The sequence below is a fragment of the Halomonas sp. NyZ770 genome (genome assembly GCF_020616575.1).
In the GTDB taxonomy this organism is placed as follows: Bacteria; Pseudomonadota; Gammaproteobacteria; order Pseudomonadales; family Halomonadaceae; genus Vreelandella; species Vreelandella hamiltonii.
In genome coordinates, this window is sequence record NZ_CP085143.1 from 437,539 (window position 1) to 463,851 (window position 26,313).

Annotated in this window: 26 protein-coding genes; 22 read left to right on the forward strand and 4 right to left on the reverse strand. The window is 62.5% G+C overall.

Annotation, left to right across the window (positions count from 1 at the left end; translation table 11 throughout):
* The first annotated feature begins 38 nt into the window (after positions 1-38).
* From ffh to LG409_RS02185, 11 genes are all read left to right on the forward strand, one after another.
* The gene (gene ffh / locus LG409_RS02135) at positions 39-1,466 is read left to right on the forward strand and encodes a signal recognition particle protein (RefSeq protein ID WP_039183396.1); all 1,428 of its coding nucleotides are present in this window, start codon (positions 39-41) and stop codon (positions 1,464-1,466) included.
* A 301-nt stretch (positions 1,467-1,767) separates the two neighbouring features.
* Positions 1,768-2,016: a 30S ribosomal protein S16 gene (gene rpsP, locus LG409_RS02140; protein ID WP_009098555.1), complete on the forward strand. Its 249-nt coding sequence runs from the start codon at positions 1,768-1,770 to the stop codon at positions 2,014-2,016.
* A gap of 57 nt (positions 2,017-2,073) precedes the next feature.
* The gene (rimM, locus tag LG409_RS02145; protein WP_016915997.1) at positions 2,074-2,619 is read left to right on the forward strand and encodes a ribosome maturation factor RimM; all 546 of its coding nucleotides are present in this window, start codon (positions 2,074-2,076) and stop codon (positions 2,617-2,619) included.
* Positions 2,620-2,708: 89 nt separating this feature from the next.
* The gene (gene trmD, locus LG409_RS02150; protein WP_039183457.1) at positions 2,709-3,485 is read left to right on the forward strand and encodes a tRNA (guanosine(37)-N1)-methyltransferase TrmD; all 777 of its coding nucleotides are present in this window, start codon (positions 2,709-2,711) and stop codon (positions 3,483-3,485) included.
* 149 nt (positions 3,486-3,634) lie between these two features.
* Positions 3,635-3,991: a 50S ribosomal protein L19 gene (gene rplS / locus LG409_RS02155; RefSeq protein WP_039183391.1), complete on the forward strand. Its 357-nt coding sequence runs from the start codon at positions 3,635-3,637 to the stop codon at positions 3,989-3,991.
* 104 nt (positions 3,992-4,095) lie between these two features.
* Positions 4,096-4,977, forward strand: coding sequence for a site-specific tyrosine recombinase XerD (gene xerD, locus LG409_RS02160; RefSeq protein WP_016916000.1), 882 nt, complete (start codon positions 4,096-4,098; stop codon positions 4,975-4,977).
* Between the two features lie 7 nt (positions 4,978-4,984).
* The gene (locus tag LG409_RS02165) at positions 4,985-5,743 is read left to right on the forward strand and encodes a DsbC family protein (RefSeq protein WP_227407516.1); all 759 of its coding nucleotides are present in this window, start codon (positions 4,985-4,987) and stop codon (positions 5,741-5,743) included.
* An 84-nt stretch (positions 5,744-5,827) separates the two neighbouring features.
* Complete coding sequence (locus LG409_RS02170; protein WP_039183386.1) at positions 5,828-7,144, forward strand: homoserine dehydrogenase; 1,317 nt, start codon at positions 5,828-5,830, stop codon at positions 7,142-7,144.
* Positions 7,145-7,146: 2 nt separating this feature from the next.
* On the forward strand, positions 7,147-8,535 hold the full coding sequence (thrC, locus tag LG409_RS02175) for a threonine synthase (RefSeq protein ID WP_039183383.1): 1,389 nt from the start codon (positions 7,147-7,149) through the stop codon (positions 8,533-8,535).
* Between the two features lie 78 nt (positions 8,536-8,613).
* Positions 8,614-10,332, forward strand: a complete 1,719-nt coding sequence (locus LG409_RS02180; RefSeq protein WP_422822529.1) for a single-stranded-DNA-specific exonuclease RecJ — start codon at positions 8,614-8,616, stop codon at positions 10,330-10,332.
* A gap of 70 nt (positions 10,333-10,402) precedes the next feature.
* Complete coding sequence (locus LG409_RS02185; protein WP_227407517.1) at positions 10,403-11,020, forward strand: YitT family protein; 618 nt, start codon at positions 10,403-10,405, stop codon at positions 11,018-11,020.
* Between the two features lie 85 nt (positions 11,021-11,105).
* On the opposite strand, the gene LG409_RS02190 is transcribed toward LG409_RS02185, so the two are convergent.
* Positions 11,106-13,667 carry a heavy metal translocating P-type ATPase gene (locus tag LG409_RS02190; RefSeq protein ID WP_144984706.1) on the reverse strand — a complete coding sequence of 854 codons (2,562 nt, stop codon included), beginning with the start codon at positions 13,665-13,667 and terminating at the stop codon, positions 11,106-11,108.
* Complete coding sequence (locus LG409_RS02195) at positions 13,634-14,077, reverse strand: MerR family transcriptional regulator (RefSeq protein WP_218315029.1); 444 nt, start codon at positions 14,075-14,077, stop codon at positions 13,634-13,636. The genes LG409_RS02190 and LG409_RS02195 overlap by 34 nt, the downstream gene beginning before the upstream one ends.
* Before the next feature lie 268 nt (positions 14,078-14,345).
* On the opposite strand from LG409_RS02195, the gene LG409_RS02200 reads away from it, so the two are divergent.
* The 8 genes from LG409_RS02200 (at position 14,346) to rimI (ending at position 22,149) form a co-directional block, all read left to right on the forward strand.
* Positions 14,346-15,701 (forward strand): OmpP1/FadL family transporter, encoded by a 1,356-nt coding sequence (locus tag LG409_RS02200; protein WP_144984703.1) that lies wholly within the window; start codon positions 14,346-14,348, stop codon positions 15,699-15,701.
* Positions 15,702-15,936: 235 nt separating this feature from the next.
* A protein-coding gene (gene prfB / locus LG409_RS02205; protein ID WP_139790145.1) for a peptide chain release factor 2 occupies positions 15,937-17,035 on the forward strand; the annotation gives its coding sequence in 2 pieces (ribosomal slippage) (positions 15,937-16,011 and positions 16,013-17,035; 1,098 coding nt in all).
* Between the two features lie 34 nt (positions 17,036-17,069).
* Positions 17,070-18,581: a lysine--tRNA ligase gene (gene lysS / locus LG409_RS02210; RefSeq protein ID WP_227407518.1), complete on the forward strand. Its 1,512-nt coding sequence runs from the start codon at positions 17,070-17,072 to the stop codon at positions 18,579-18,581.
* A gap of 89 nt (positions 18,582-18,670) precedes the next feature.
* A complete protein-coding gene (locus LG409_RS02215) occupies positions 18,671-19,057 on the forward strand; it encodes a hypothetical protein (protein ID WP_227407519.1) in 387 nt (128 codons plus the stop codon).
* Between the two features lie 89 nt (positions 19,058-19,146).
* Positions 19,147-20,550: an MFS transporter gene (locus LG409_RS02220; protein ID WP_096923341.1), complete on the forward strand. Its 1,404-nt coding sequence runs from the start codon at positions 19,147-19,149 to the stop codon at positions 20,548-20,550.
* A 42-nt stretch (positions 20,551-20,592) separates the two neighbouring features.
* Positions 20,593-20,901: a BolA family protein gene (locus LG409_RS02225; protein WP_039183366.1), complete on the forward strand. Its 309-nt coding sequence runs from the start codon at positions 20,593-20,595 to the stop codon at positions 20,899-20,901.
* A complete protein-coding gene (locus LG409_RS02230; RefSeq protein WP_227407520.1) occupies positions 20,898-21,719 on the forward strand; it encodes a hypothetical protein in 822 nt (273 codons plus the stop codon). Before LG409_RS02225 ends, LG409_RS02230 begins: the two co-directional genes overlap by 4 nt.
* Positions 21,703-22,149 (forward strand): ribosomal protein S18-alanine N-acetyltransferase, encoded by a 447-nt coding sequence (gene rimI / locus LG409_RS02235; RefSeq protein ID WP_227407521.1) that lies wholly within the window; start codon positions 21,703-21,705, stop codon positions 22,147-22,149. The genes LG409_RS02230 and rimI overlap by 17 nt, the downstream gene beginning before the upstream one ends.
* Here the strand turns inward: rimI and LG409_RS02240 are convergent.
* Together LG409_RS02240 and rsmD are read right to left on the reverse strand one after the other, a co-directional pair.
* Positions 22,146-22,340 (reverse strand): cell division protein ZapB, encoded by a 195-nt coding sequence (locus LG409_RS02240; protein ID WP_016916017.1) that lies wholly within the window; start codon positions 22,338-22,340, stop codon positions 22,146-22,148. The two genes, rimI and LG409_RS02240, sit on opposite strands and share 4 nt — an antisense overlap.
* 105 nt (positions 22,341-22,445) lie before the next feature.
* On the reverse strand, positions 22,446-23,066 hold the full coding sequence (rsmD, locus tag LG409_RS02245) for a 16S rRNA (guanine(966)-N(2))-methyltransferase RsmD (protein WP_186299164.1): 621 nt from the start codon (positions 23,064-23,066) through the stop codon (positions 22,446-22,448).
* 90 nt (positions 23,067-23,156) lie between these two features.
* On the opposite strand from rsmD, the gene ftsY reads away from it, so the two are divergent.
* The 3 genes from ftsY to ftsX are packed head-to-tail and all read left to right on the forward strand — an operon-like array spanning position 23,157 to position 26,184.
* Entirely contained in the window at positions 23,157-24,464 is a 1,308-nt protein-coding gene (gene ftsY, locus LG409_RS02250; protein WP_227407522.1) for a signal recognition particle-docking protein FtsY, read from the forward strand.
* Positions 24,461-25,129: a cell division ATP-binding protein FtsE gene (gene ftsE / locus LG409_RS02255; RefSeq protein WP_016916020.1), complete on the forward strand. Its 669-nt coding sequence runs from the start codon at positions 24,461-24,463 to the stop codon at positions 25,127-25,129. Before ftsY ends, ftsE begins: the two co-directional genes overlap by 4 nt.
* Positions 25,126-26,184, forward strand: a complete 1,059-nt coding sequence (ftsX, locus tag LG409_RS02260) for a permease-like cell division protein FtsX (protein WP_227407523.1) — start codon at positions 25,126-25,128, stop codon at positions 26,182-26,184. The genes ftsE and ftsX overlap by 4 nt, the downstream gene beginning before the upstream one ends.
* The last annotated feature ends 129 nt before the right edge of the window (positions 26,185-26,313 follow it).

Here is a 26,313-nt window from a genome sequence, read left to right on the forward strand (position 1 = left end):
TGAAGACACCCGGCGACAGCGACGGAGGCAGAGGCCCCATGTTTCAGAATTTGAGTGAGCGTCTATCCCAGACGCTGAAGTCTATCAAGGGTCAGGCGCGCCTGACCGACGACAACATCAAGGACACGCTGCGAGAAGTGCGCAAGGCATTGCTCGAAGCCGACGTGGCGCTGCCCGTGGTCAAGGCGTTCATCGAGCGGGTGCGTGAGCGTGCGGTAGGCCAGGAGGTCTCCAAGAGCCTGTCGCCGGGTCAGCAGTTCGTCAAGATCGTCCAGCAGGAGCTGGAAGCCATCATGGGCGAGGCCAATGAAGGTCTCTCCCTGAAAGGCTCTCCTGCCGTGGTGCTGATGGCCGGTTTGCAGGGCGCGGGCAAGACCACCTCGGTGGCCAAGCTGGCCCGTTACCTGCGCGAGCGCGAAAAGAAGAAAGTGCTGGTGGTTTCGGCAGACGTCTATCGCCCTGCGGCCATCGACCAGCTGGAAACCCTCGCCAAAGAGGTGCAGGTCGACTTCTATCCATCGCGCTCCGACGAGAAGCCGGTCGATATCGCCACAGCAGCCATCAAGCATGCCAAAATCCAGTTCCATGACGTCGTACTGGTAGATACCGCTGGCCGCCTGGCCATCGACGACGCCATGATGGCCGAAATTCAGGCGCTGCATAAAGCCATTGCTCCTCAGGAAACGCTGTTCGTCGTCGACGCCATGACCGGCCAGGATGCGGTGAATACCGCCAAGGCCTTCCATGAAGCGCTGCCGCTGACAGGTGTCATTCTGACCAAGGCCGACGGTGACGCCCGTGGCGGTGCCGCGCTGTCGGTGCGCCACGTGACCGGCAAGCCGATCAAGTTCATGGGGGTGGGTGAAAAGGTCGATGCCCTGGAGCCCTTCCATCCTGATCGGGTAGCCTCGCGCATTCTGGGCATGGGCGACATGCTGTCGCTGATCGAAGAAGCCGAGCGCACCGTCGACAAGGACAAGGCCGCGAAGCTGGCCAGCAAGGTCAAGAAAGGCGATGGCTTCGACCTGGAAGACTTCCGCGACCAGCTCCAGCAGCTCAAGAAAATGGGTGGCATGGGCGGCCTGTTGGGCAAGCTGCCGGGTATGGGTCAGATGGCAGAGATGGCCCAAGGCCCCGGGCCAGAAAAGGAGCTGGGCAAGCTGGAGGCGCTGATCAACTCCATGACGCCCAAAGAGCGCCGCAAGCCCGATATCATCAACGGTTCGCGCAAGCGCCGCATCGCGGCAGGTGCCGGACTTCAGGTGCCGGACCTGAACCGGCTGCTGAAGCAGCACAAGCAGATGCAGAAAATGATGAAGAAAGCCGGGCAGAAGGGCGGCATGCAGAAGATGATGCGTGGCATGTCTGGCCTGATGGGCGGTAAAGGCCCCGGCGGCCCAGGTGGCCCCGGCGGTATGGGAGGCATGGGCGGAATGGGTGGCCCGGGTGGTTTGCCCTGGCGCTGAGCCCGCCTGATGCTTCTTTGCAAGGTTGACGGCCTGTGAGTTTTCTGGCTGTCAGGCTTTCCAAGCAGGTCGCATTTGCGTAGAATGCGGCCTCTTCATGTTTGGGTGTTGCTGAAAAGTGCTCTGGCACTGGGCGATATTCCATGGATGAAGGTCCTGAAGGTGCCCTCTGCTGGGCCAGGCAAGCGTTTCGCAAGCCCTGGTGAGGCAGGAGCACCAAGAAAACAGTATGACGAGTGTTCTGATAGCGCATTGGCGCTATGCCCCACTCGCGTAACCTCAACCGAAGGATAGTTATCGTATGGTTACCATTCGTTTGGCACGTGGTGGCGCCAAGAAGCGTCCCTTTTATCACCTGACCGTGACCGACTCTCGCAACGCCCGTGACGGCCGTTTCATCGAGCGTATCGGTTTCTTCAACCCGGTTGCCCGTGGTCAGGAAGAGCGTCTGCGCGTTGATCTGGACCGTGTGACTCACTGGCAGAGCCAAGGCGCCCAGCTGTCTGGTCGTGTTGCCGAGCTGGTCAAGGAAGCACGCAAGCAGGCGTAAGCCTGAGCGTTGTGTGAGATATCGCCGTTCATCAATGCTGTTGTGGAGTGGTCGTCAATGACGCGTTTTGAAACCAGCCCGACTGACGACACGCACGTTGTGCTTGGTAAGCTGACCAGCCCTCACGGGATCAAAGGTTGGCTGAAGGTCTACTCCTATACCAATCCCATGGACAGCATTCTGGAATACCCTGAGTGGTGGGTGCGTCAAGGTAATACGTTGACCCCCATGCGCGTCGTTCAGGGCAGTCGGCAAGGCAAGGGACTGGTTGTGCAACTGAAAGGGGTCGATGACCGTACGGCGGCCGAAGCGCTGGCCCAGGCGGACATTCTGATGCCCAAGGACGCACTGCCCGAGCTTTCCGACGATGAGTATTACTGGCATGAGCTCGAGGGCCTCGCGGTCTTTACTCAGTCAGGCGAGCGGCTGGGACGGGTCAGCTACCTGTTCGAGACCGGCGCAAACGATGTCATGGTGGTACGTGGAGACGACGACGCAATCGACAAGCGAGAGCGATTGTTGCCTTTCCTGCCCGATGACGTGATCGTTGAGATCCACCTGGAAGAGGGCCGTATGGTCGTCGACTGGGACCCCGAGTTTTGATGAGCCAGAACGCTTTGACGGAACGAACGGAAACGGATGCGACGATGACTTCACCGGCACCCGTGGAAAGTGCGACAGACGCGCCCGCCATGTGGATTGGCGTGGTATCGCTGTTCCCTGACATGTTCGATGCGATTACCCAGCAGGGTGTGATCGGTCGAGCCGTCGAGAAGCAGCAGATTGCCCTGGAGTTCTGGAATCCACGCGACTACGCCACCGACCGCCATCGCAGTGTCGATGATCGCCCTTACGGGGGTGGCCCCGGCATGCTGATGAAGGTCGATACCCTCAGGGCTGCGATTGCCGATGCCCGCCAGCGCGCGGAGCAGGCAACCGGTTTGACGCCCACCGTGATCTACTTGTCGCCCCAGGGGCGCAAGCTCGATCAGCAGGGAGTTCAGGCGCTGGCCGCCGCAGGACCCCTGGTGGTGGTTGCCGGACGCTATGAAGGTATCGACGAGCGTGTGGTGGAGAGTGACATCGATGAAGAGTGGTCGATCGGTGATTATGTGCTCAGTGGCGGCGAACTGCCGGCCATGGTACTGATCGACGCAGCGGCAAGGTTGATACCCGGTGTACTGGGTCATCAGGACTCCGCTATCGAGGACTCGTTTAACGACGGCCTGCTGGACTGCCCGCACTATACTCGCCCGGAAGTGATCGATGGGCGCAAAGTGCCGGACGTGCTGTTGAGCGGTAACCATGCCGCCATCAAGCGCTGGCGGTTGAAGCAGTCTCTGGGGCGTACCTGGCAGCGTCGACCTGACCTGCTGAGCGGACGTACCCTGGATGCCGAGCAGCAACGGCTGCTGGATGAGTTCATCGAGGAACACGCCTCGTCTGTCGTGTCGACAACGACACCTTAGAGGATGGCGGCGGTGCAGGGCGAAGGCGTTGGCCAACGCACCTGTGTCACCCATAACGACTCCCGCGTGGCTCGCTTCGAGCGCCGGGATCACGGTTTGCCCCTTCCACAACTGCGCGGCAAGCCACTACGTTATTTAGGAGCATGAAGATGAGCAGCAAGAACAAGGTGATCCAGGCGATCGAAGCCGAGCAAATGAGCAAAGAGATTCCTGCTTTTGCACCGGGCGACACCATCGTCGTTCAGGTTAAAGTAAAAGAAGGTACTCGTGAGCGTCTGCAGGCGTTTGAAGGTGTGGTCATCGGCAAGCGTAACCGTGGCCTGAACTCCGCTTTCACCGTGCGCAAGATTTCTCACGGTGTTGGCGTTGAGCGTACTTTCCAGACCTACAGCCCGCTGGTTGACTCCATCGAAGTCAAGCGTCGCGGTGACGTTCGTCAAGCCAAGCTTTACTACCTGCGTGAGCGTAGCGGTAAATCTGCACGTATCAAGGAAAAGCTGGTTTAATCGCCACGCTTTCACGGGCGCCTGGCGCTCGGATACGGAAAACCCCGTTACCGCTTTGCGGAGCGGGGTTTTTGTTTATCGTTCTACCGTGAGACCGTTTGCGTATGAGCATGATCGATGCCTATCTGGACGCCCTTTGGCTGGAACAGGGCGCCAGTGACCATACGCTAGCGGCCTACCGTCGAGACTTGACGGCCTGGCAGCAGTGGCTGGCGGAGGAGGGCGAGACGCTGTTGACGGCCTCGCCGGACCGCCTGGGCGTGTGGCTCGACCAGCGCCGTGAGCAGGGGTATCAGCTGCGCAGCAATGCGCGCCTGGTGTCGTCGCTGCGCAGCTTCTATCGCTGGGCGCGGCTGTACGGGCATATCGATGCCGACCCGTTGGCCCGCGTGGCGCTGCCACGGGTGCGCCCCAGCCTGCCCAACACGCTGGAAGAAGACGAAGTGGAGCGGCTGCTGCTGGCGCCGGACATCGAAACGCCGCTGGGCGTGCGTGACCGCGCCATGCTGGAGTTGCTGTACGCCTGTGGGCTGCGGGTTTCCGAGCTGGTGGGTTTGACCGGCGATGCGGTGAACCTGCGCCAAGGGGTGGTGCGGGTGCGAGGCAAGGGCGACAAGGATCGCCTGGTGCCCATGGGAGAAGAGGCTGCCGAGTGGCTGGAGCGCTACCTGCGCACGGCGCGTCCTGCCTTGATGCAGGACCCAACGCGGCCTGCACTGTTTCCCGGTCGGGGTGACCGTGCCATGACCCGCCAGACCTTTTGGCACCGTATCAAGGCCCACGCCATCACGGCCGGTATCTCGAGGCCACTGTCGCCGCATACGCTGCGTCATGCGTTTGCCACCCACTTATTGAATCATGGTGCCAATTTACGTGTCGTACAGCTGCTGCTGGGTCATAGCGATCTATCGACCACGCAAATTTATACGCACGTCGCCCAGGCGCGCCTGGAGCAGCTGCATGCCGACCACCATCCAAGAGGTTGAGAAAAGAATGCGTCAACGTATGCCTGAATGTGTAGCGTCCCGTGCCCCCTGGTGGGTGCTGGCAATCAGCCTGCTGCCCTCGCTGGCCCTGGCGGACGCCACGGCCGACCGCCTGGCCGAAAGCCTGAGTGTCAATGGCCAGCCGATGCCGGTGGAGCAGGTCAGCGTCACGCCGATGGAGGGCATCTACCATGTGCGCCTGGAGAGCGGTGAGTCGTTCTACTCCAATGCTGATGGCAGCCACTTTCTGGTGGGGGATCTGTTTGAAAACGCCGATAATGGGCTGGTCAACCTGACCGAGCAGTCGCGCAATCAGCAGCGGGCGGAGGCGCTGGCCGCCATCCCCGAAGACGAACGTGTCATCTTTCGCGGCGTCGGTGAGCCCAAGGCAACGGTCATCGTGTTTACCGACCCTACCTGCCCCTACTGCGAGCGTCTTCACGAGACGATTCCAGAGCTCAACGAGCGCGGGATTGCGGTACACTATCTGGCCTTCCCGCGCGCGGGCATGAGCAGTGCCGCTGCGGAAACGCTTCAGCAGGTATGGTGCTCCGACAATCGCAGCGAAGCGATGAATCAGGCCAAGGAGCGGCTGGCCATTGGCGCCAGTGCGCGGTGCGACAACCCGGTGGCCGAGCAGTATGCGCTGGGCCAGGCGCTCGGGGTTCAAGGCACCCCTGCCATCGTGCTGCCCAGCGGCCAGATGGTGCCGGGTTTTGTGCCTGCCGAGCGGCTGGTGGCCATGTTAGGCTTGGAAGATGAATAACGTCACCCGAGTGACGAACATAGCGCTGAGACACTGAATCACGAGGCGGTGCCCAAGGGCACCCAACACGAAAGGGGAAGTATTTTGAAACCGGTAAGAGTAGGCATTTGTGGGCTAGGTACGGTCGGTGGTGGCACGTTCAACGTGCTGACGCGTAATGCGGACGATATCAGTCGCCGTGCGGGCCGTCCCATCGTCATCGAACAGGTCGCTCACCGCAGTATTCATGCTGACTGCGATATTACCGGCATCAACGCCACCACCGACGTGTTCGAAGTGGCCAACAACCCCAATGTGGACGTGCTCGTCGAGCTGATCGGTGGCTACGACATCGCCCGTGAGCTGGTGCTGACGGCCATTGCCAATGGCAAGCACGTGGTGACGGCCAACAAGGCGCTGATCGCGGTGCACGGCAACGAGATCTTCCGCGCGGCCCACGAAAAGGGCGTGATCGTGGCGTTCGAGGCGGCGGTTGCTGGCGGCATTCCCGTCATCAAGTCCCTGCGTGAGGGGCTGGGTGCCAACCGTATCGAGTGGGTGGCCGGTATCATCAACGGCACCGGCAACTTCATCCTGACTCACATGCGGGACGAGGGCCGTGCCTTTGAAGACGTGCTGGCCGAAGCCCAGGCGCTGGGCTACGCGGAAGCCGACCCCACCTTCGACGTGGAAGGCATCGATGCGGCCCACAAGCTGACCATTCTGGCCTCCATCGCCTATGGCGTGCCGCTGCAGTTTGAAAAAGCCTTTACCGAAGGCATCTCGCGGATCACCGCCGAAGACGTGGAGCAAGCCGACAACCTCGGTTATGTGATCAAGCACCTGGGCATCTCAAAGCGTACCGATCAAGGGCTGGAGCTGCGGGTGCATCCCACGCTGATTCCAAAAGAGCGTTTGCTGGCCAATGTCCACGGGGTGAAAAATGCCATCGCGGTCATGGGCGATGCCGTCGGCCCGACGCTCTATTACGGCGCCGGTGCCGGTGCCGAGCCAACGGCTTCGGCCGTGGTGGCCGACCTGCTGGACGTGGCGCGTGATATCGCCACCGACCACCACTATCGAGTGCCTTACCTGGCGTTCAGCGGCATCGACGAAGACGTCAGCCAGCTGCCGATCATGCCCATGGAAGAGATCACCACGGCCTACTACCTGCGCTTGCTGGCAGTGGACCGTCCTGGTGTGCTGGCGCGTGTGGCGACGATTCTTGCCGAGCAGGGCATCTCCATCGAAGCGCTGATCCAGAAAGAAGCCACCGAAGGCGAGCTGGTGCCGATCATTCTGCTGACCCACCGCACCAAAGAGCGCCAGATGAACGCAGCGATCCGCGAAATCGAGGCCATGGCCGATATCGCAGGCCCCGTCACCCGCATTCGTGTGGAAGCCCTGGACGAAGGAGAGTGAGCATGCGCTACGTCAGTACTCGCGGTCAGGCCCCCGCGCTCTCGTTCGAGGAAGTCGTGCTCACCGGCATGGCCAGCGACGGTGGCCTCTACGTGCCGGAAACCGTTCCGACCTTCAGTCGTGAAGAGCTGGCCAGCATGGCCGGGCTCTCTTATGCCGAGATCGCCTTCCGGGTCATGAAGCCCTTCGTCAACGGCGAGATCGACGACGAGACGTTCCATGGCCTGGTCACCGATGCCTACGCCACGTTCAACCACGACGCGGTGCTGCCGCTGAAGCAGCTGGACGCCAACCACTTCCTGCTGGAGCAGTTCCACGGTCCCACGCTGGCGTTCAAGGACGTGGCACTACAACTGCTGGGGCGGCTGCTGGATCATTTCCTGAAAAAGCGTGACGAGCGTGCGGTGATCATGGGCGCCACGTCCGGGGATACCGGCTCGGCGGCCATCGAAGGCTGCCGCCACTGCGACAACCTGGATATCTTCATTCTGCACCCCCACAACCGCGTGTCGGAAGTGCAGCGTCGCCAGATGACCACGGTACTGGCAGACAACGTGTTCAACGTGGCCATCGAGGGCAACTTCGACGATGCCCAGGCCATGGTCAAGGCCAGCTTTGCCAACCAGGGCTTCCTGAACGGCACCCGGCTGGTGGCGGTGAATTCGATCAACTGGGCGCGCATCATGGCCCAGATCGTCTACTACGTGGCCGCCGGGGTGGCGCTGGGCGCACCGCAGCGGGAAGTGAGCTTCTGTGTGCCGTCGGCCAACTTCGGCAACGTCTTTGCGGGCTACATGGCCTACAAGATGGGGCTGCCAGTGAAGCAGTTCATCATAGCCACCAATGCCAACGACATTCTGCATCGCACCCTGGCGGCCAACGACTTCTCCAAAAAGGAGCTGGCTGCCACGCTGGCGCCCTCCATGGACATCGTCGTGTCGTCCAACTTCGAGCGTCTGCTGTTCGATGCCTACGAGCGCGATGGCGACGCCGTGGCCGCCCTGCTGGAGCGCTTCCAGCAGGAGCCCACGGCGCTGGCCGATGCGCCGCTGGCCAAGCTGCGGGAGAAATTCGCCAGCTACAGCGTGGATGACGCCACGATTCTGGAAGTCATTCGCGAAGCCCATCACCGCACGGGTGAGATTCTCGACCCCCACACCGCCACCGGTTATCGCGCGGCGGAGCGGGCGCGTCTGGATACCACCACGCCAATGATCACCCTGGCCACGGCCCACCCGGCGAAATTTGCCGAAGCCGTGGTCAAGGCGGGCTTCCAGGGCGTGCCGCTACCCACGCACATGAACGACCTGCTGGAGCGTGAAGAGCGCTACACCGTGCTGCCGGCGGAGCTGGGTGCGGTGCAGCAGTTCGTTGCCGACAACCGTCGCTGAGGTGGCATGACGACAGTGTCACCCCTCTCAGCCAGTCACCCTCGCCTCGAGCCTCGTCCCCTGGACGAGGCTGTTTACATGCGCGCCCAGGCGCAAGGGCTAAGCGAGCTGCAGGCACGCCTGTTGGCGTCGCGGCTGCCCGGCTATACCGGCGAGCTAACGCCGCTGGTGTCGCCCAGCCTGCGCTATCTGGTGCATCCTGAGAAGCTGGCCGATGGTCGGCGCGCCGCGGAGCGTATCGCCCAGGCCGTCGCCGAAGGCGAGTCCATCGGCATCCTGACCGATTACGATGTCGATGGCATCACTTCCCATGTGGTTATCCGGCGCACTCTGGTTGAGCTGTTTGGCGTGCCCGAGCATAAGCTGCACAGCCTGATTGGCCACCGTATTCACGACGGCTATGGCATCAGCCTACCGCTGGTGGAGCGTACGCTCGGCTTGAAGCCGCTGCCCACGCTGGTGATTACCGCCGACTGTGGCAGCTCCGATGAGCCGCGTATCGCGCGCTTGAAAGCGGCGGGGATCGACGTGGTGGTCAGCGACCACCATGCGCTGCCCTTGGAAGGCCCGCCGCCCTCGGCCTACGCCTGCGTCAACCCCACCCGCAGCGACTGTCGCTATCCGGATAAAACCATCGCAGGCTGCATGGTGGCGTGGCTACTGATGTCACTGGCCCGTAGCGTGCTGGTGGAGTGGGGCGCGCTGCCGGATGCCACCCCCAAGCTCTCGCCCTGGCTCTCCTACGTGGCCCTGGGCACGGTGGCCGATTGCGTCTCGTTGGGGGGCAGCCCTGCCAACCGAGCGGTGGTCAGTCATGGGCTGACCCTGATCAACCGCATGGATGCCGCCTGCTGGCGCGCCATGGCCGCGCGGCTGGGAGCCGACAGCGTCCCGTTCAACGCCGAAACCCTGGCGTTTCAGATGGGCCCGCGCATCAATGCCCGCTCGCGGCTGGACGACCCCTATGCAGCGTTGCACTTCATGCTGGCCGAGAGCGACGGCGTCGCCAATCGGCAGTTGGAGGTGCTGGATCAGGATAATCAGTCGCGCAAGGCCATCGAAGCCGACATGACCGAGGAAGCCAAGGCGCTGGCGGTCGCGGCTCTGGAGGCCAACGAGCCCGCTATCGTGGTGCTGCTGGAAGATGGACACCCCGGCGTGCAGGGGATCGTCGCTTCCCGCCTGGTACAGGCCTATGGCCGTCCGGCGCTGATACTGACGCGGGCCGCTGCGCCCAACATGCTGACCGGTTCTGGCCGCTCTATCGACGGCCTGCATCTGCGCGACGCGCTGCAAAGAACCTTCGAGCTGGCACCAGAGGCGCTGCCGCGCTTTGGCGGGCACAGCGGTGCCGCAGGGGTCGGTGTGCCTAGGGAGCAGTTGGCGGCCTTCAAGGCGGCTTTTCTGCAGGCCGTTGGCGAGCAACTGGGCAACATGCCGCTCTACCCTCGCCTATGGACCGATGGCGAGCTGTCGACGGCCCAGCTTAGCCTGGCCACGCTGGAAGAGATCGAGACCCTGGGCCCCTATGGCCGGGAGTTCGAACCTCCGCTGTTCGAAGGGCGCTTCATCGTGGAGGCGCTGCGCCCGGTGGGGGCCGAAGGCTCGCATCTGATGATGGAGCTTTCCATGGGAGCGGTGACCAGCAAGGCGATCTGGTTTCGCGCCCTGACGCCGGGCGAGCTGCCCTCGTTTGGGGTGGGCGACACCCTGCACTGCGCCTACAAGCTCAACCGCAACCGCTGGCGCGGTCGCGAGGCACTGCAATTGATGGTGGAGCACGCTAGCCCCGTTTGACGCGCTCCGCTATCCTCGCGTCCCTGGCCGATGCCCCGGCCGCTCCAACAATCCTAAAAAGGACGCATCGATGCGTATGGAAGATCTTCCCAAGGACCCCCACAAGCCCTACGAGGACGTGATGGCGATGCTGCTGGGCACGCTGTTCGTGTCGCTGGGAGTCACCCTGTATACCCACGCGGTGCTGCTGACAGGCAGCACCGCCGGGATGGCGCTGCTGCTGAATTACCTGAGCGGATGGGGGTTCGGCGTGTGGTTCTTTGCCATCAACCTGCCGTTCTACTATCTGGCGATCAAGCGCATGGGCTGGAGCTTTACGCTGCGTACCTTTGCCGCCATTGGTCTGGTCTCGCTATTCTCCGAGTTGACCCAGCGCTGGGTTAGCTTTGAAAGCGTCCCTTCGCTGTACGCCGCCGTGATGGGCGGCGCGCTGATGGGCATCGGCATGCTGATGCTGTTTCGCCACCGTACCAGCCTCGGCGGCATCAACATTCTAGCGCTCTACCTGCAGGACAAGCATGGCCTGCGGGCAGGATTTGTGCAGCTGGGAATCGACGCCGTCATTCTGCTCATCGCCCTGACCCAGCTTCCGCTGGACCGGGTGGGGTACTCGGTACTCGGCGCGCTGACGCTCAACCTGATCATTGCATTGAACCATAAACCAGGGCGTTACATCGGCGTGAGCTGATGCCTTGCTCAGCGTGGCGTGCCGCCCCAGAACCACCAGACGATGGCCGCGATCAGCGCAAGGCCTATCAGGTTCACCAGTAGGTTCATGATCGTGGCTCCTGTGGCGATAGGGCAGTGGCCGGGCGCCAGCGCCTCAAGCGGTTGGCGTTGCTCACCACGGTGATGGAAGAGAGCGACATGGCGGCCCCGGCAATCATGGGCGAGAGTAGCATGCCGGTGAACGGGTACAGCACACCGGCGGCGACAGGAATGCACAGCACGTTGTAACCGAACGCGCCCACCAGGTTCTGCTTGATATTGGTGAGCGTTGCCCGGCTGATGGCGATGGCGTCCGCGACCCCGTGCAGCGAGCCGCGCATCAAGGTAATTCCCGCACTCTCGATGGCGACATCGGTGCCTTGGCCGATGGCAAAGCCCACGTTGGCGCGCGCCAGAGCCGGGGCGTCGTTGATGCCATCGCCCACCATGCCAACGATCTCTCCCGCTTGCTGCAAGCGCTCGATTTCGGCGTGTTTGTCTTCTGGTAATAGCCCCGCACGGTACTCCTCGATGCCCACTTCCCGGGCAATGGCAGCAGCGGCGTGGGAATGGTCTCCTGTCAGCATGATGACGTTGACGCCTTCTTGCTGCAGTCGCGCGACGGCCGCTTTGGCGTCGCTGCGCAGCGGGTCGCTGATGCCGAAGAGGGCGATCAATTGGCCGTCCACCGCCAGATACACCAGCGTGCGTGCTTTGTGTTCCAGTGGGCCGGCAATGGCCTGCCCAGCCGTCAGGTCGACGCCTTCGTTGACGAGCAGCAGTGCGTTACCCAGCAGCAACGTTCGGCCATCCTCGGTACGCGCCTTGACTCCGCCCCCGGTCACGCTATCGAAGCCGCGAATCTCAGCAGCCTTGGCACCCGCTGCTTCGCTATAGTTGGTCAATGCTGCGGCGAGCGGGTGCTCCGAGCGGCGCTCTAGTGCCAGGACATAGCCGAGTGCGGTGTTGGCATCGCCGTGCAGTATCTCGGCGTCTGTCACGCGGGGCTTGCCCTCGGTCAGCGTACCGGTTTTGTCCACCACCAGGGTGGTGAGTTTGCTGGCGGTTTGCAGGGCCTCACCGTTTCTGACCAGCACTCCCTGTTCAGCGGCCTTGCCCACGCCGATCATGGTGGATATCGGTGTGGCCAGGCCCAGCGCGCAGGGGCAGGCGATGATCAGCACGCTGGTGGCGGTGACCAGCATGTGGATCACCCGAGGCTCGGCGCCCAGGTTGAACCAGGCCAGCGCAGTGAGCACGGCAATGATCATCACCGAGGGCACGAAGATACTCGAAATCCTGTCGGCCAGCTCGCCAATCGGCGGGCGCGAGTTCTGTGCACTGGCCACCTGCTCGGTGATCTGCCCCAGGCGTGTATCGGCCCCGACGCGGGTGGCCTGGTAGACCAGGCTGCCTTTGCCGTTCACGGTGCCAGCGCTGACGTCGTCTCCCATGCGCTTTTTGATGGGCAGCGGCTCACCGGTGAGCATGGACTCATCAATATGGCTCTCGCCTTCCAGCACTTTGCCGTCCACCGGCAGGCGCTCGCCGGGGCGTACGCGGATGTGGTCGCCTTGACGGACTGCGTCGATGTCGACTTCTTGCTCTTTACCATCGCGCACCACCCGCGCCGTGCGGCTTTGCAGATCCAGCAGGCGTTTCAAGGCGTTGCTGGTGCGACCGCGGGCCTTGAGCTCCAGCGCATTGCCCAACAGAATCAGGCCGATCACCATGGCAGAGGCTTCAAAATAGATGCCGTGCGCCACATCAGGCAACCAGGGGGCAAAGGCCACTACCACCATGGAGTAGAGCCAGGCGGTGCCGGTGCCCATGGCCACCAGGGTGTCCATGTTGGCTTGATGATGCTTGAGGTTCTTCCATGCATTCACAAAGAAATGGCGACCAGGAAAGACCAGGATGGCCAGGGTGAGCAGGCCAATCACCAGCCAGAACAAGCGCCCCATCCCCACCGGGTGTGGGTGATAGAAAAACATACTGAGCATGAGCGGTAGCGCCAAGGCGAGTGAGTACGCACTACCCTTCAGGCGCGTTTGATAGAGCCGCGCTTCTTGTTCTGCACGCGTCTCTTCGGCGGCGCGCATATCGACAATCGGTTCGGCGCTATAGCCTGCGGCATCGACGGCGGCCAGCAGCGTTGCTGCATCGACATGGCCAAATACCTGGGCGGTATGGGTCGCGAAATTGACGCTGGCCGTATCCACGCCTTGTGCGCGTTCCAAGGCTTTCTGGACGCTTTTGACGCAGCTGGCGCAGGTCATGCCGGTGATGGCCAAGCGTATTCGCTGGCTGCCTTGGCGGGAGCGTGGCGTGTCAGCCGTGTGGGTCGCTGCCGTCGAGTCGTTACCTTCGACCTCGGTTTTGGTGTCGTCAACAGCTGGCGGGGCCAGCTCGCTGGGGGGGTAGCCTGCCTGTGCGAGGGCGTCATCCAGAGCCGTCATGCTCAGGGTGGTGGCAACCTCCAGGCGTTTGTCGGCTGGGAAGCCGATTACCTCGGCAGTGGCGTCCTCGGCGAGAATTGCTTCCCGCATGCGCTTGACGCAGCCCTGGCAGTTCATGCCGGGCACGGTGCGGGTCAGCGTTGTGGGCGGTGCGGGGCGTTGGGGCATGCTGCATCCTCGGGAAAACTTTCGATCAAGCGGCACAGGCTGTGGCCATCGGGGGTGCCGTCGGGCATGGCCTGCCAGCTCTCCAGCGCCTGCTCCATGCGGTGCGCCAGCGCTTCCAGCTCGGCAATGCGCGCCCTGATTTGCGGCAGGCGATGGGCCAGCAGGTCGCGTACCAGCGGGCAGGGCGAGTCGCCCTGGTCGGCATGGGCCAGAATGTCGCGTATTTCGGCTACGCTAAAACCCAGTTTGCGGGCGCGCTGAATGAAGTGCAGGCGCTCCAGGTCCCCAGCGGTGTAGAGCTGATAGCCATTGTCTGGATGCCTGCTCGGCGTTAAGAGGCCTTCACGGGTGTAGTGACGCACCGTTTCCGCCGTGACGCCACCGCGTTTGGCCAGTTCACCGACTTTGATGGCGCTCACGAAGCCTCCTTTTTGACACCGCTTTCGAAAAAGATAGTGTAAAACCCTTGGGTAACCCATAGGTCAAGGGCTGCCCTTATCTCCATCGAAATGACTAAAACACTGATTTCAAACGACCGTGCGACTAATGTATAAGTAAAAAACAAAATAAAACGCTCGTTTGCCCTTGAACCAAACCCTACATTGGGCGAAAACTTAGGTGTCAGAACAATGCGGATGGAACGCACCGTCCGACGGATCATCGGGAGAGAGGCCCACCATGAATAATAACTTCAAGAAGCTGACCCTTGCGGCTGCCATCGCAGCGGTGGCCTTCACTGGCCAGGCGCAGGCGGGCGGGTACCAGATCAACGAACAGAGCGTCAGTGGCCAGGGCTATGGCCATGCTGGGCGTAGCTCGAACGTCAACGACGCCACCATCGTGTTCGGTAACCCTGCGGGTATGTCATTCCTGGATCGCGCCCAGGTGACGGCGGGCGGTACTTACCTGAACGTGAACTCCGACATTCGTAACGTGGAAGCCAGCCGCACACTTGATGCGGGCGTGGCGGTGGGTGGCGCACCTGCCGGTATGCAGGTGCCGATTGGTGGCGTACCCGGTACCAACGATGGCGACATGGTGCCAGGCACCCTCATACCGTTTGCTTTCTATGCTCAGCCGGTCAATGACCGCTTGGCCTTTGGCTTTGGCGTGTATGCTCCCTTTGGTTCCAAAACCGACTACGAAGATAGTTTCCAGGGCCGTTACTTTGGCGACTACACCGAAATCCGCGTGGTCAGTGCACAGCCCACGGTTTCCTACCGCTTCAACGACCAGTGGTCGGTAGGTGCCGGTGTGACCTATAACCGCGTCGACGGTGAGCTGCGTCGTCAGCTGCCCACGGGGCCTGGGTTCGACCCGGCCACGGATGTCGATTCTCGCGTGGAAGGGGATGACGATGCCTGGGGTTACAACCTGGGGGTGATCTATCAGCCTGTTCCTGAAACCACGTTCGGCCTGACCTATCGCTCCAAGGTGGACTACACCCTGGATGGCACCTTCGTGGCGCGTGACCCTGCGGGCAACGTGGTGCGGGCGGATGATAATGCAACGCTGGATTTGACCACGCCTGAAACCATCAACTTCTCGTTGACGCAACAGATGAGTGATCGGCTGAAGCTGATGTTTGGCACTTCGTGGGTACGCTGGAGTCGCTTCGATCAGATTCTGGTCCAGGGCAGCCAGGGCGATACCATTACCCAGGAGCAGCAGGATTACTCCAACGCCTGGGCGTTCGCGACCGGTGGCGAGTACCAGTTGACACCGCAGCTTGCCCTGCGTGCAGGCGTCACGCTCGACTTCACGCCCACCAGCGATGAGTTCCGCAGCGTACGTATTCCGTCAGATGACCGGCGCATTTTCTCGATTGGCGCAGGCTGGAGCCCCACGCCAGACCTGACGCTTGATTTCGCCTACTCCTACCTGACCGAGCGTGGCACCTTCGTCGAGCAAGAACGGCGCGACCTGCTGGCCAGCGCACAAACCGGCGGCCAGCCCATTGGCGGGGTGAACTACTCGGCTGACTACAAGAACGAAGCCCATGGCTTCGGTGCTCAGCTGACCTATCGGTTCTGATGTGACGGCTCGCGCTTACTGATCGACTGACCCGGCTTCGGCCGGGTTTTTTGCTTTCTCAGGGTGGGTGCGATTGGCAGCGGGTTTGGTTACAATGCCTGCCAGAATGTCGCCGTTGGGGTGGCGGGCACCGTCTCAGGTGGCCAGGCCGTCCCAACGGCGACTGTCTCTTTTGCGGCGCGAGGCGACCCCCGCGTCAGCGAGCTTTATTTACCGACCAAGATTAGGGCGATCCATGCTGGAAACCAACCCGATTCACAACCAGATCAAGGACCTGTCTGAGCGGACAGACGTTCTTAGGGGGTATCTTTGACTATGCCGAGCGTAAAGATCGGCTAGAAGAAGTTTCCCGCGAGCTCGAAGACCCCAACGTCTGGAACGACCCGGAATACGCCCAGAAACTGGGCAAGGAACGGGCCTCCCTGGAAGCCATCGTGGCCACCATCGACGAGCTGGAGCAGGGCCTGGCGGATAGCCGCGACCTGTTGGAGCTGGCCGAGATGGAAGAAGACGAGGCCACGGTCGAGGAAGTCCGCAAGGAGCTGTCCGGGCTGCAAGATGCGTTGGAAAAACTCGAGTTTCGCCGCATGTTCTCGGGAGAAATGGACGAGAACAACGCTTATCTGGATATTCAGTCAGGATCGGGCGGCACCGAAGCTCAGGATTGGGCCAACATTCTGCTGCGCATGTACCTGCGCTGGGCCGAAAGCCACGGCTTCAAGACCGAGATCATCGAAATCTCTGCCGGGGAAGTCGCGGGTATCAAGTCGGCGTCGCTGCATATTCAGGGTGACCATGCCTTTGGCTGGCTGCGTACCGAAACCGGCGTCCATCGTCTGGTGCGCAAGAGCCCCTTCGACTCGGGTGGTCGTCGCCACACCTCGTTTGCCTCCGTCTTTCTGTCGCCAGAAATCGACGACAGCTTCGAGGTCGAGATCAACCCGTCGGACCTGCGCGTGGATACCTACCGCTCCAGCGGTGCGGGTGGCCAGCACGTCAACACCACCGACTCGGCGGTGCGGATCACCCACGAGCCCACCGGCATCGTGGTGGCCTGTCAAAACCAGCGTAGCCAGCATGCCAACCGCGACTTCGCCATGAAGCAGTTGAAAGCGAAGCTGTGGGAATTCGAAATGCAAAAGCGCAACGCTGCCAAGCAGGAAGCGGAAGACTCCAAGGCCGATATCGGCTGGGGTAGCCAGATTCGCTCTTACGTACTGGACGATCAGCGCATCAAGGATTTGCGCACCGGCGTTCAATCCAGCAACTGTGACAAGGTACTCGACGGCGATCTGGACCAGTTCATCGTCGCCAGCCTGAAGCAGGGTCTGTAATCTTTTTAGCGTGTGAATTTGAATAGGGTGCCCGATGGCCAACCAAGACGCGTCTTCTTTCGACAATGAAAATCACCTGATCGCCGAGCGCCGTGCCAAGCTCGCAGCTCGCCGTGAGCGGGCGGCCGAGCAGGGCAAGAGTGCCTTTCCAAACGACTTTCGCCGCGACAGCCTGACCGTAGAGCTACAGCAACTGCTGGGTGACAAGGACAAGGCCGAGCTGGAAGCGCTTGACCATCAGGCGTCGGTAGCGGGTCGTGTCATGCGCCAGCGTGGCCCCTTCATCGTGATTCAGGATGTGGCTGGCCAGATTCAGCTCTACGTGGACAAGAAAGGGCTGCCGGAAGACGTGCTGGAGGACATCAAGGGCTGGGACATCGGCGATATCGTCGCGGCCCGCGGCCCGGTGCACAAATCCGGCAAGGGCGACCTTTACGTCATGATGGTGGAAGCGCAGCTGCTCACCAAGAGCCTGCGCCCCCTGCCGGACAAGTTCCATGGCCTGACCGACCAGGAAGCGCGCTATCGTCAGCGTTACGTAGACCTGATCATGAACCCGCAGTCGCGCAAGGTATTCGAAACCCGTGCGGCGGTGATCAGCTCCATGCGGCGCTTCTTCGAAGCGCGCGGCTTCATGGAAGTGGAAACGCCCATGCTGCAGCCGATCCCCGGTGGAGCTGCGGCGCGCCCTTTCATTACCCACCACAATGCGCTGGACATCGACATGTACCTGCGCATCGCGCCCGAGCTGTACCTCAAGCGTCTGGTGGTCGGCGGTTTCGAGAAGGTCTTCGAGATCAACCGTAACTTCCGCAACGAAGGGCTCTCCACGCGCCACAACCCCGAGTTCACCATGGTGGAGTTCTACTGGGCCTACGCGGATTACCGCGACCTGCTGGACATGACCGAAGCCATGCTGCGCACGGCAGCCCAGGAAGTACTGGGCACCACTACGCTTACCTACCAGGGGGCCAGCTACGACTTCGGCCAGCCCTTCAAGCGCCTGACCCTGCGCCAGGCGATTCTGGATCACGGCGACGGCATTACCGAGGCCGACCTGGCGACGCTGGAAGCGGCCCGTGCGGCTGCCGAGAAGCTTGGTATCAAGGTGAAAGAGAGCTGGGGCCTGGGTAAGCTGCAGACCGAGATCTTTGAGGAAGTGGCCGAGCACAGGCTCGACCAGCCCACATTCATTACCGAATACCCCGCCGAGGTGAGCCCCTTGGCGCGTCGCAACGACGCCGACCCGTTCGTCACCGACCGCTTCGAGTTCTTTGTCGGTGGGCGTGAAATCGCCAATGGTTTCTCGGAGCTGAACGACGCCGAAGACCAGGCGGAGCGTTTCCGTGAGCAGGCAGCCGAAAAAGACGCCGGGGACCTGGAAGCCATGTACTACGATGCCGACTACGTTCGCGCTCTGGAGTACGGCATGCCGCCCACGGCAGGCGAAGGCATCGGGATCGACCGGCTGGTGATGCTGTTTACCGACAGTCCCTCCATTCGAGACGTGTTGTTGTTCCCGGCGATGCGCCCCGAGGTTGATTAACGTTAAACGTCGCACGGGCGGACGAAAAGTTGGTAAGGGCGCGTTTTAGCGCCCATAATGGTCAACGTTTCGACGGCGAGGAGAATCCCATGAAACTGCTAAATCGCTCTGCCTTGAGCGTCAGGCCGACCCAGACCTTCGTGGACTGGATCAATGCGCTCGAACCCATCATGGGAGACGACGACCTGACCCTGGCCGACGTCGAGCGTGAAAGCACGGTGTATCTGATTCCCGAAATGGATACCCCGGAGGCGCTGGAGACGTTTGTCCGCGACCGGCACGTGGAGATTCTGGAAACCGAGCTGCGCGCCTGGGAAGAGGATGAGCGCCAGTGGCCCGAAAAACTCGACTGGGCACTGTTCGAGGATTTCCTGCGCGTCGAGCACAGCTATCTGGCCATCGACCTGGATGACGAGACGGCCCTCGAGATCTCTGACGTTGACGATGCCTTGCTGCTCGACAACGAACAAGATTAGCGTGCTATTATTTTTAGCGTAAGCGCACTGTGAAACCGGCTTCGGCCGGTTTCGCCGTTTCAGAGGGGGTTGTTCAGGAAGTGATGACCATGCGACTGTTCGAAACTCGCCCTGGTGACGACGGCCTGCCCGGGCCGGAGCGACGGCTGGCCGTGCTGGCCTTGGTGACCGGTACCTTGATGGCGGTCATGGATACCACCATGATCAACCTGGCGTTACCGACGATTGCCGCCGACCTGGATATCCCGGCGTCTCGGGCCGTCTGGATCACCAACCTGTTTCAAGTGGTATGCGCCGCCTTTTTGCTGGTGTTTGCCGGTATCAGCGAGCTGGTCACTCGGCGGCGTCTGTATCTGTTCGGCATCGGGCTCTTCATGGCCGCCTCGCTGGGGGCGGCGTTATCCCGCCAGTGGGAGTCATTGCTGGTGTTTCGCGCCTTGCAAGGGCTGGGCGCTGCCGCCACCCTCTCCATAGGGCCATCGCTCTATCGAGCCATCTTCCCGTCGCGGCTGTTGGGCAGCGCGCTCGGCTTGAGTGCGCTGGTGGTGGCCGGGGGCTACGCGGCTGGCCCGACCTTGAGTGGCGTCATCCTGTCGTTCGCCGATTGGCCGTGGCTGTTTGCGCTGAACGTGCCCCTGGGGCTCTGCTCGCTCTGGCTGGCGGGTCGGGCCTTGCCACGCGACATTCCCCGGCAGGGCGCCTTCGATACCCTAGGGGCGCTCTACTCCATGCTGATGCTGGCCAGCTTCTTCGTGGCCATGGACGCCGTTGGGCACGCTGCGCCCCTGTGGCAAAGCGGGGGATGGGCACTGCTGGCCGTGCTGGCTTGCGGGCTGTTTATCCGCCGCCAGCGGCACGCCCCTTATCCGCTGCTGCCGCTGAGCGTCTTTGCCGAAAAGCGTTTTACCCTGGCCGTGTCGGCTTCTGGACTGGCGTTTATCGGCCAAGGGCTGACCTTCGTGGCGCTGTCGTTTTTCTATCAGGAGCAGATGGGCTTTTCACCGCTGGAGACGGCCTGGCTGTTCACCCCGTGGCCGCTGGCCATCATGCTGGTGGGGCCGCTGGCGGGCAGGTTGGCAGATCGTATCAACCCTAGCCTGCTGTCGAGCACGGGCCTGGTGCTGCTGATCATCGGGCTGGTGGCGCTGGCGCAGGTCGATGAAGGCACTGGCGTGGCGGGAAGCCTGTGGCGCACGGCGCTGTGCGGCATCGGTTTTGGCCTGTTTCAGCCGCCCAACAACCGCGAAATGATGGGCAGCCTGCCGCCGGAGCGTAGCGCCAATGTGTCAGGGGTCATGAGCACCATGCGCACGGTCGGGCAGTCTTTCGGGGTGGCCCTGGTGGGGGCTGCCCTGGCGCTAGGGGCGCCCGTTCAACTGACCCTTTGGCTGGGGGCGGCTACCACGCTCCTGGCGCTGCTGGCCAGCCTGTCGCGTATTCGCGTGGCGCAGCAGGCGTTATTGGCGCGGCGGGCATCGTCGGCTGGCAAGTAAGGGCGTACAATGGTGGCGTTGCGGACAGAAGGAGAACGCCCCATGGCGATACAGACACAGATCGAGCAGAAGTTGGCGGCGCTGACCCCTGAGCTGCTCCAGGTCGAAAACGAAAGCCACATGCACAACGTGCCGGCCAACTCTGAAACGCATTTCAAGGTCACGCTGGTCAGCGACAGCTTCGAAGCCATGATGCCGGTGAAACGCCACCAGCAGATCTATGCGCTGCTGGCCGACGAGCTGTCGGGGCCGGTGCACGCCCTGGCGCTGCACCTCTACACGCCCACCGAGTGGCAGGCCCGGGGCGGTGCGCGCCCCGATTCGCCCAACTGTCGTGGCGGCGAAAAGTGACACCGGAAGCCGCGCGAAGGCACTATCTGGAGGCCATGGGCATTACCGCCTGGGCCTCCCGCTATCAACTGCCCAACGCACTCCCCACGCAAGCCTGTGAATGGGAAGACGCCCCTGCCAAGGCGCCGCCGCGCGAGCGCCTGCACGCCCTGCTGGACGATGCTCCGCCGCCGCGCCCACGGCCCGCTGCGGCAGAGGCCAGCGCCCCCGCGCCTGCCAGTTCCCATGCCGCCCCCCAGGCGGTGCGCGCGCTGCTGGGCGGCCAGCCTGTCGAAACGCCTGCGCCGCAAGCGTCAGACGATGCCGTGCCCGAGACCCCCAAGGCAGTGGCCAAACCGCTGGAGTTCAGCCTGTCCTGCGTCTGTCTCGGTGGCCGCTGGCTCAGCCTGTGCGAAGGCGACATGTCGCTTCCCGAGCAGCAGCTGTTGGCCAATATGCTGCGTGCGGCAGGACTTTTGAAAGGTGAGCTGCCCACGGTGGTCACTTTCAAATGGCCGCCGATGGCCACCGCATTTACCCCAGAGGACCCGTTGGAAGAAGCCCAGGAGGGACTGGCTGCCTTCGTCTCCGGCGCGGCCAGCCGTCAGGGCTGGGCGTTGGAAAACGTGCTCTGGTGGGGCGCGAGCGATGCCGTCGAGGCATCGGCCATGGCGCAGGTGATGGCCCTGACCGATGGGCGGAGCCGCAGCTTGTCCTTGCCGGTATGGGAGGCGCCAGGGTTATCGGCATTGATGCAGCAGGCCGGGGCCAAACGTGCCCTGTGGCCACGGTTGGTGGCATTGGGGCAGCAATGGAGCCCGCATGATCACTCGGCTTGATGGCCAGCACGCCGAAGGAGTGTGCTCGCTCGAAGCGCAGGCGCGCAGCGGAGCAAGTCGCGCCCAGTTGCTGGCAGCGCTGCAGGACGAGCAAGCCTGGGTAGCAGGGTATTGGCAAGAGAGCGTTCTGCTGGGCTATGCGCTGCTGGTCAGGCTGCCCTTCGATGCCGAGCTGCAGGCCATTGGCGTAAGCCCTGAGGCGCAGGGGCGAGGAGTGGGGCGGCAGCTGCTGGACGCCTGCGTGGCCGTGGCCAGGCAGTGGTCATCCGAGCGGCTATTGCTGGAAGTGCGCGCTGGCAACCAGCGGGCCATGGCGCTTTATCGTCGAGCGGGGTTCGCGCAGGATGGGTGCCGTAAAGGTTACTACCCGGCCGCTGAGGGGACGACCGGGCGAGAAGATGCGCTGCTGATGTCGCGGTCATTGCCTTAAGAGGCGCTGCCCCCTTCGATACCGTCGAACTTGCTCAGGACACCCTGCAGGCGACGCTCCCACTCTTCGCGCTCCTGCTTCAGCTGGCTGTTTTCATTGCGAAGCTCTTCGTTTTCCAACTTCATCATCTCCAACGCCTCGACGGTGTCGGTGACTTTCTGCTCCAACTGATTGAAAAGCTCCAGGCTCATGCCTACCTCCGGTGACGATCGGCAGGCAGCGGCCTGCCGACATGGGAATGAATAACGATGTCGATGCGCCGAGCGTAACGCTGCGGAGAGTCGTCGGCAAGCGCTTTACGCAGGCCCGCGGCGATAGAGTCGGGCAACGCTTTCACCCGCCCGGGTTTCTCTATGCAACTGCCAGTTGGCCGGGACTTCCGGGGTTAGCGTGTGCTCGGTTTCGAGATAGATCATGGCGTCGTCGGCCAGCCAGCCACCTGCCTCCAGTTGGGCGCAGCAAGGTGCTGCCAGCCCCTGATGGAAGGGGGGGTCGAGAAACACCAGCGCCATGGGGTCGCCGGGCTGGGCGAGAAATGCCTGCGCCTCCTGGGTCACCACGTGCCCCTTGAGTGTGCCCAGGGTGGCCAGATTGTCGCCGATGAGTGACGCCACCGCCGGGGTGCGCTCGACGAAGGTCACGGCAGCCGCTCCCCTGGAGAGCGCTTCGATACCCAGCGCACCGGTGCCTGCGAACAGATCGAGGACGCGCTGGCCGTAAAGCGCCTGGCCCAGCCAGTTGAACAGGGTTTCACGCACTCGGTCCGGCGTGGGGCGCAGCCCAGGCTGGTCGAGTACTGGCAGCAAACGGCGGCGGTAGTCACCACCAATGATGCGCAATTTTCCCGGTGGCCGAGTCGTGCCATGGGATGCAGAAGCGCCGCGAGGCGTTGAGCGAGAGGAGCGTTGTCGTTTCATGACGCGGATTGTAGCGGGCAACTTATCCAAAGTCTTGGCCTGCGGTGGTAGGATAATCGCAATGTTCACCTATTCAGTCGGATGACCCTTATGTTCGGTTTTTTCAAACGCAAGAAAAAGCACGACTCCCAGCCGGAGCCGCAGGAAAGTCAGGATCCGTCGCTAGGCGCTGAGCCCCCCGTCAGCGAGCGTGACACACCGGCTCCCGCGGCGGAAGAAGCCGCGCCAGAGGTGCCGCGCGAAGACGAGCCCGCCAGCGCCAAGGCGCTGGATGAGCCGCTATCTCCGCCAGCCACCGAGGAAGAGGCGCCGCTGCCCCAAAACGAAGAGCAGGTGCACAGTGAGCTTGTGGAACATACTCTGCCAGAGCCAGAGCCAGAGCCAGAGCCAGAGCCAGAGCCAGCGCCAGTCAAGCCTGCGCTGCAAGAGAAGCCGGTGGCCGAGCAGGGCGAGAAGAAGGGCTGGTTTGCACGCATCAAGTCGGGGCTGGGCAAGACCCGCGCCAACCTGACCGATGGCTTGGCCGATCTGTTTCTGGGCAAGAAGCATATCGATGACGAGCTGCTGGAAGACCTGGAAACCCAGCTGTTGATGGCCGATGTGGGCATCGAAGCCACCAGCGAGATCATCGAGCGCCTGGAAGCGCGGGTGTCCCGCAAGGAACTGAACAACCCGGAGGCGCTGTATCGCGGCTTGCAGGAAGAGCTGGCCGCGCTGCTGGGGCCGGTCTCCACGCCGCTGGATGTCCAGAGCGCCAATGGCGGGCCCTTCGTCATTCTGGTGGTGGGGGTCAATGGGGTGGGGAAAACCACCACCATCGGCAAGCTCACCCAGCGTTTTCAGCGCGAAGGCAAGAGCGTCATGCTGGCGGCGGGGGATACCTTCCGGGCGGCCGCCGTGGAGCAGTTGAAGGTCTGGGGCGAGCGCAACAGCGTTCCGGTGATTGCTCAACACACCGGCGCGGACAGCGCATCGGTGATTTACGATGCGGTGGCGGCGGCCAAGGCCCGTGGGGTGGACGTGCTGATTGCCGACACGGCCGGGCGGCTGCATAACAAGAGCCACCTGATGGAAGAGCTCAAGAAGGTGCACCGTGTCATGCAGAAGCTGGATGACACCGCACCCCACGAGGTCATGCTGGTGCTGGATGCGGGCACGGGCCAGAACGCCATCTCCCAGGCCAGCACGTTCAATGAAGCGGTGCCGATCAGTGGCATCACGCTGACCAAGCTGGACGGTACCGCCAAGGGCGGCATCATCTTCGCGCTGGCCAAACAGCTGGAGACGCCCATCCGGTTCATTGGCGTGGGTGAAGGTCTGGACGACCTGCGCCCCTTCGATGCCCACGATTTCGTCAACGCACTGTTTGACCGCCAGGGAGACGATGGCCGCGCATGATTGCCTTCGAGCATGTGGGTAAGCGCTATGGAGGGCGCTTTGATGCGCTGGCGCACCTGAACTTCCGCGTGGCCAGAGGCGAAATGGTCTTTTTGACCGGCCACTCGGGGGCAGGCAAAAGTTCGCTGCTGCGGCTCATCATGCGTCTTGAAACTCCTAGCCGGGGCCGGGTGGTGGTGGCGGGGCACGATATTGCCCAGCTGCACCCCAGTCAGGTGCCGTTCTACCGCCGCCAGATTGGCGTTGTGTTTCAGGACCACCAGCTGCTGTTCGACCGCAGCGTGTTCCACAACGTGTCGCTGCCGCTGGAAATCCAGGGCGTCGAGCCACGAGAGGCCGCCCGGCGGGTGCGTGCCGCCCTCGACAAGGTAGGTCTCTTGCATCGCGAGAAAGCGCTGCCCATCGAACTTTCTGGTGGTGAGCAGCAGCGGGTGGGCATTGCGCGGGCAGTGGTCAACAAGCCAGCCTTGCTGCTGGCGGATGAGCCCACCGGTAACCTCGACCCACAGCTATCGGCGGATATCATGGGGCTCTTCGAGGATTTCAATCGGATTGGCACGACCATCATGATCGCCAGCCACGACCTGGCGCTGATTGCCCGGTTGCGTCACCGCATTCTGCGTTTGCAGGATGGTCGTCTGGTGGGTGACGAGGGAGCCTTATGAAGCGTTCGACACCCCGCCACCCTGCCACGCCGCGCCAGGGTGGCGCTGCCCCGCGAGCCAAACGCGCTGCACCCACCCCGTCTTCACCGAGCGAAGCGCCAGCACGCAAGGGGGCGCGTTCGCAGCAGACACGTTTCAGCAGTCGCCTGCGTGCCTGGGGCAGGCACCATCGTGCCATGGCCATCGACAGCCTGTACCGGCTGGTGCGCCAGCCGCTGGGCAACCTGCTGACCATGCTGGCCATTGCGATTGCGCTGGTGCTCCCGGCCGCGCTCTGGCTGACACTGGACAGCGCTCGCCTGCTGAATACCGAGCTGGATGAAAGTGCGACGCTGACGGTCTACCTCGACGTTGCCGTGGACGAAGCGCAGGCGGCGCGCATAGAAGAGGCGGTCGTGGCAGATGAAGGCGTGGCGCAGACGCGCATGATCAGCCCGGAAGAGGGCATGGCCGAATTCCAGCAGTCGCTGGGTATCGATGACACTTTGGCGGGGCTGGATGACAACCCGTTGCCCACCAGCATCGTGATCGCACCGCAAAGCGTCGACCCCGATGCCATGGCGGAGCTGGCCCATCGGCTCGAAACCCTCACTGGCGTAGACGAAGTTCGTGTCGATCTGGCCTGGGTGGAGCGGTTGCGCCATTTAGCCGAGCTGGGACGCCGGGTGGCGCTGGCGCTGGGCGTTCTGTTCGGCTTTGGCGTCTTGCTGGTGGTGGGCAACACCATACGCCTGGCGGTGGAAAGTCGTCGCCGAGAGATCGAGGTGGTGATGCTCATGGGGGCCACCCATGCCTTTGTCAGGCGGCCATTTCTCTACAGTGGTGCCTGGTACGGCATTGGGGGAGGCGTGATTGCGCTCGGGTTGCTGGGGTTGGGGAATCACTGGTTATCGCTGCCGGTAGCGGCCCTGGCAGCCAGCTATGGCGCCAGCTTCACTTTGCCGCAGCTGGATGTGACGGGCTCTACAATTCTGCTATCTTGCAGTACACTATTGGGCTGGTTAGGGGCATGGTTGGCAGTGACTCGCCACCTTTCCAGCATCCGCCCGCGCTAGGTGTCACGGCGCTGGCGCAGAGCATTCACGGTCATGTCATCTCAGCTTAATCGGCCAGTGATAGGCTTGAAGAGTTTACTGCCGCTGATGCACTGGCCTTGTGAACCTTGGCGGTTGATCAGGGTCTTA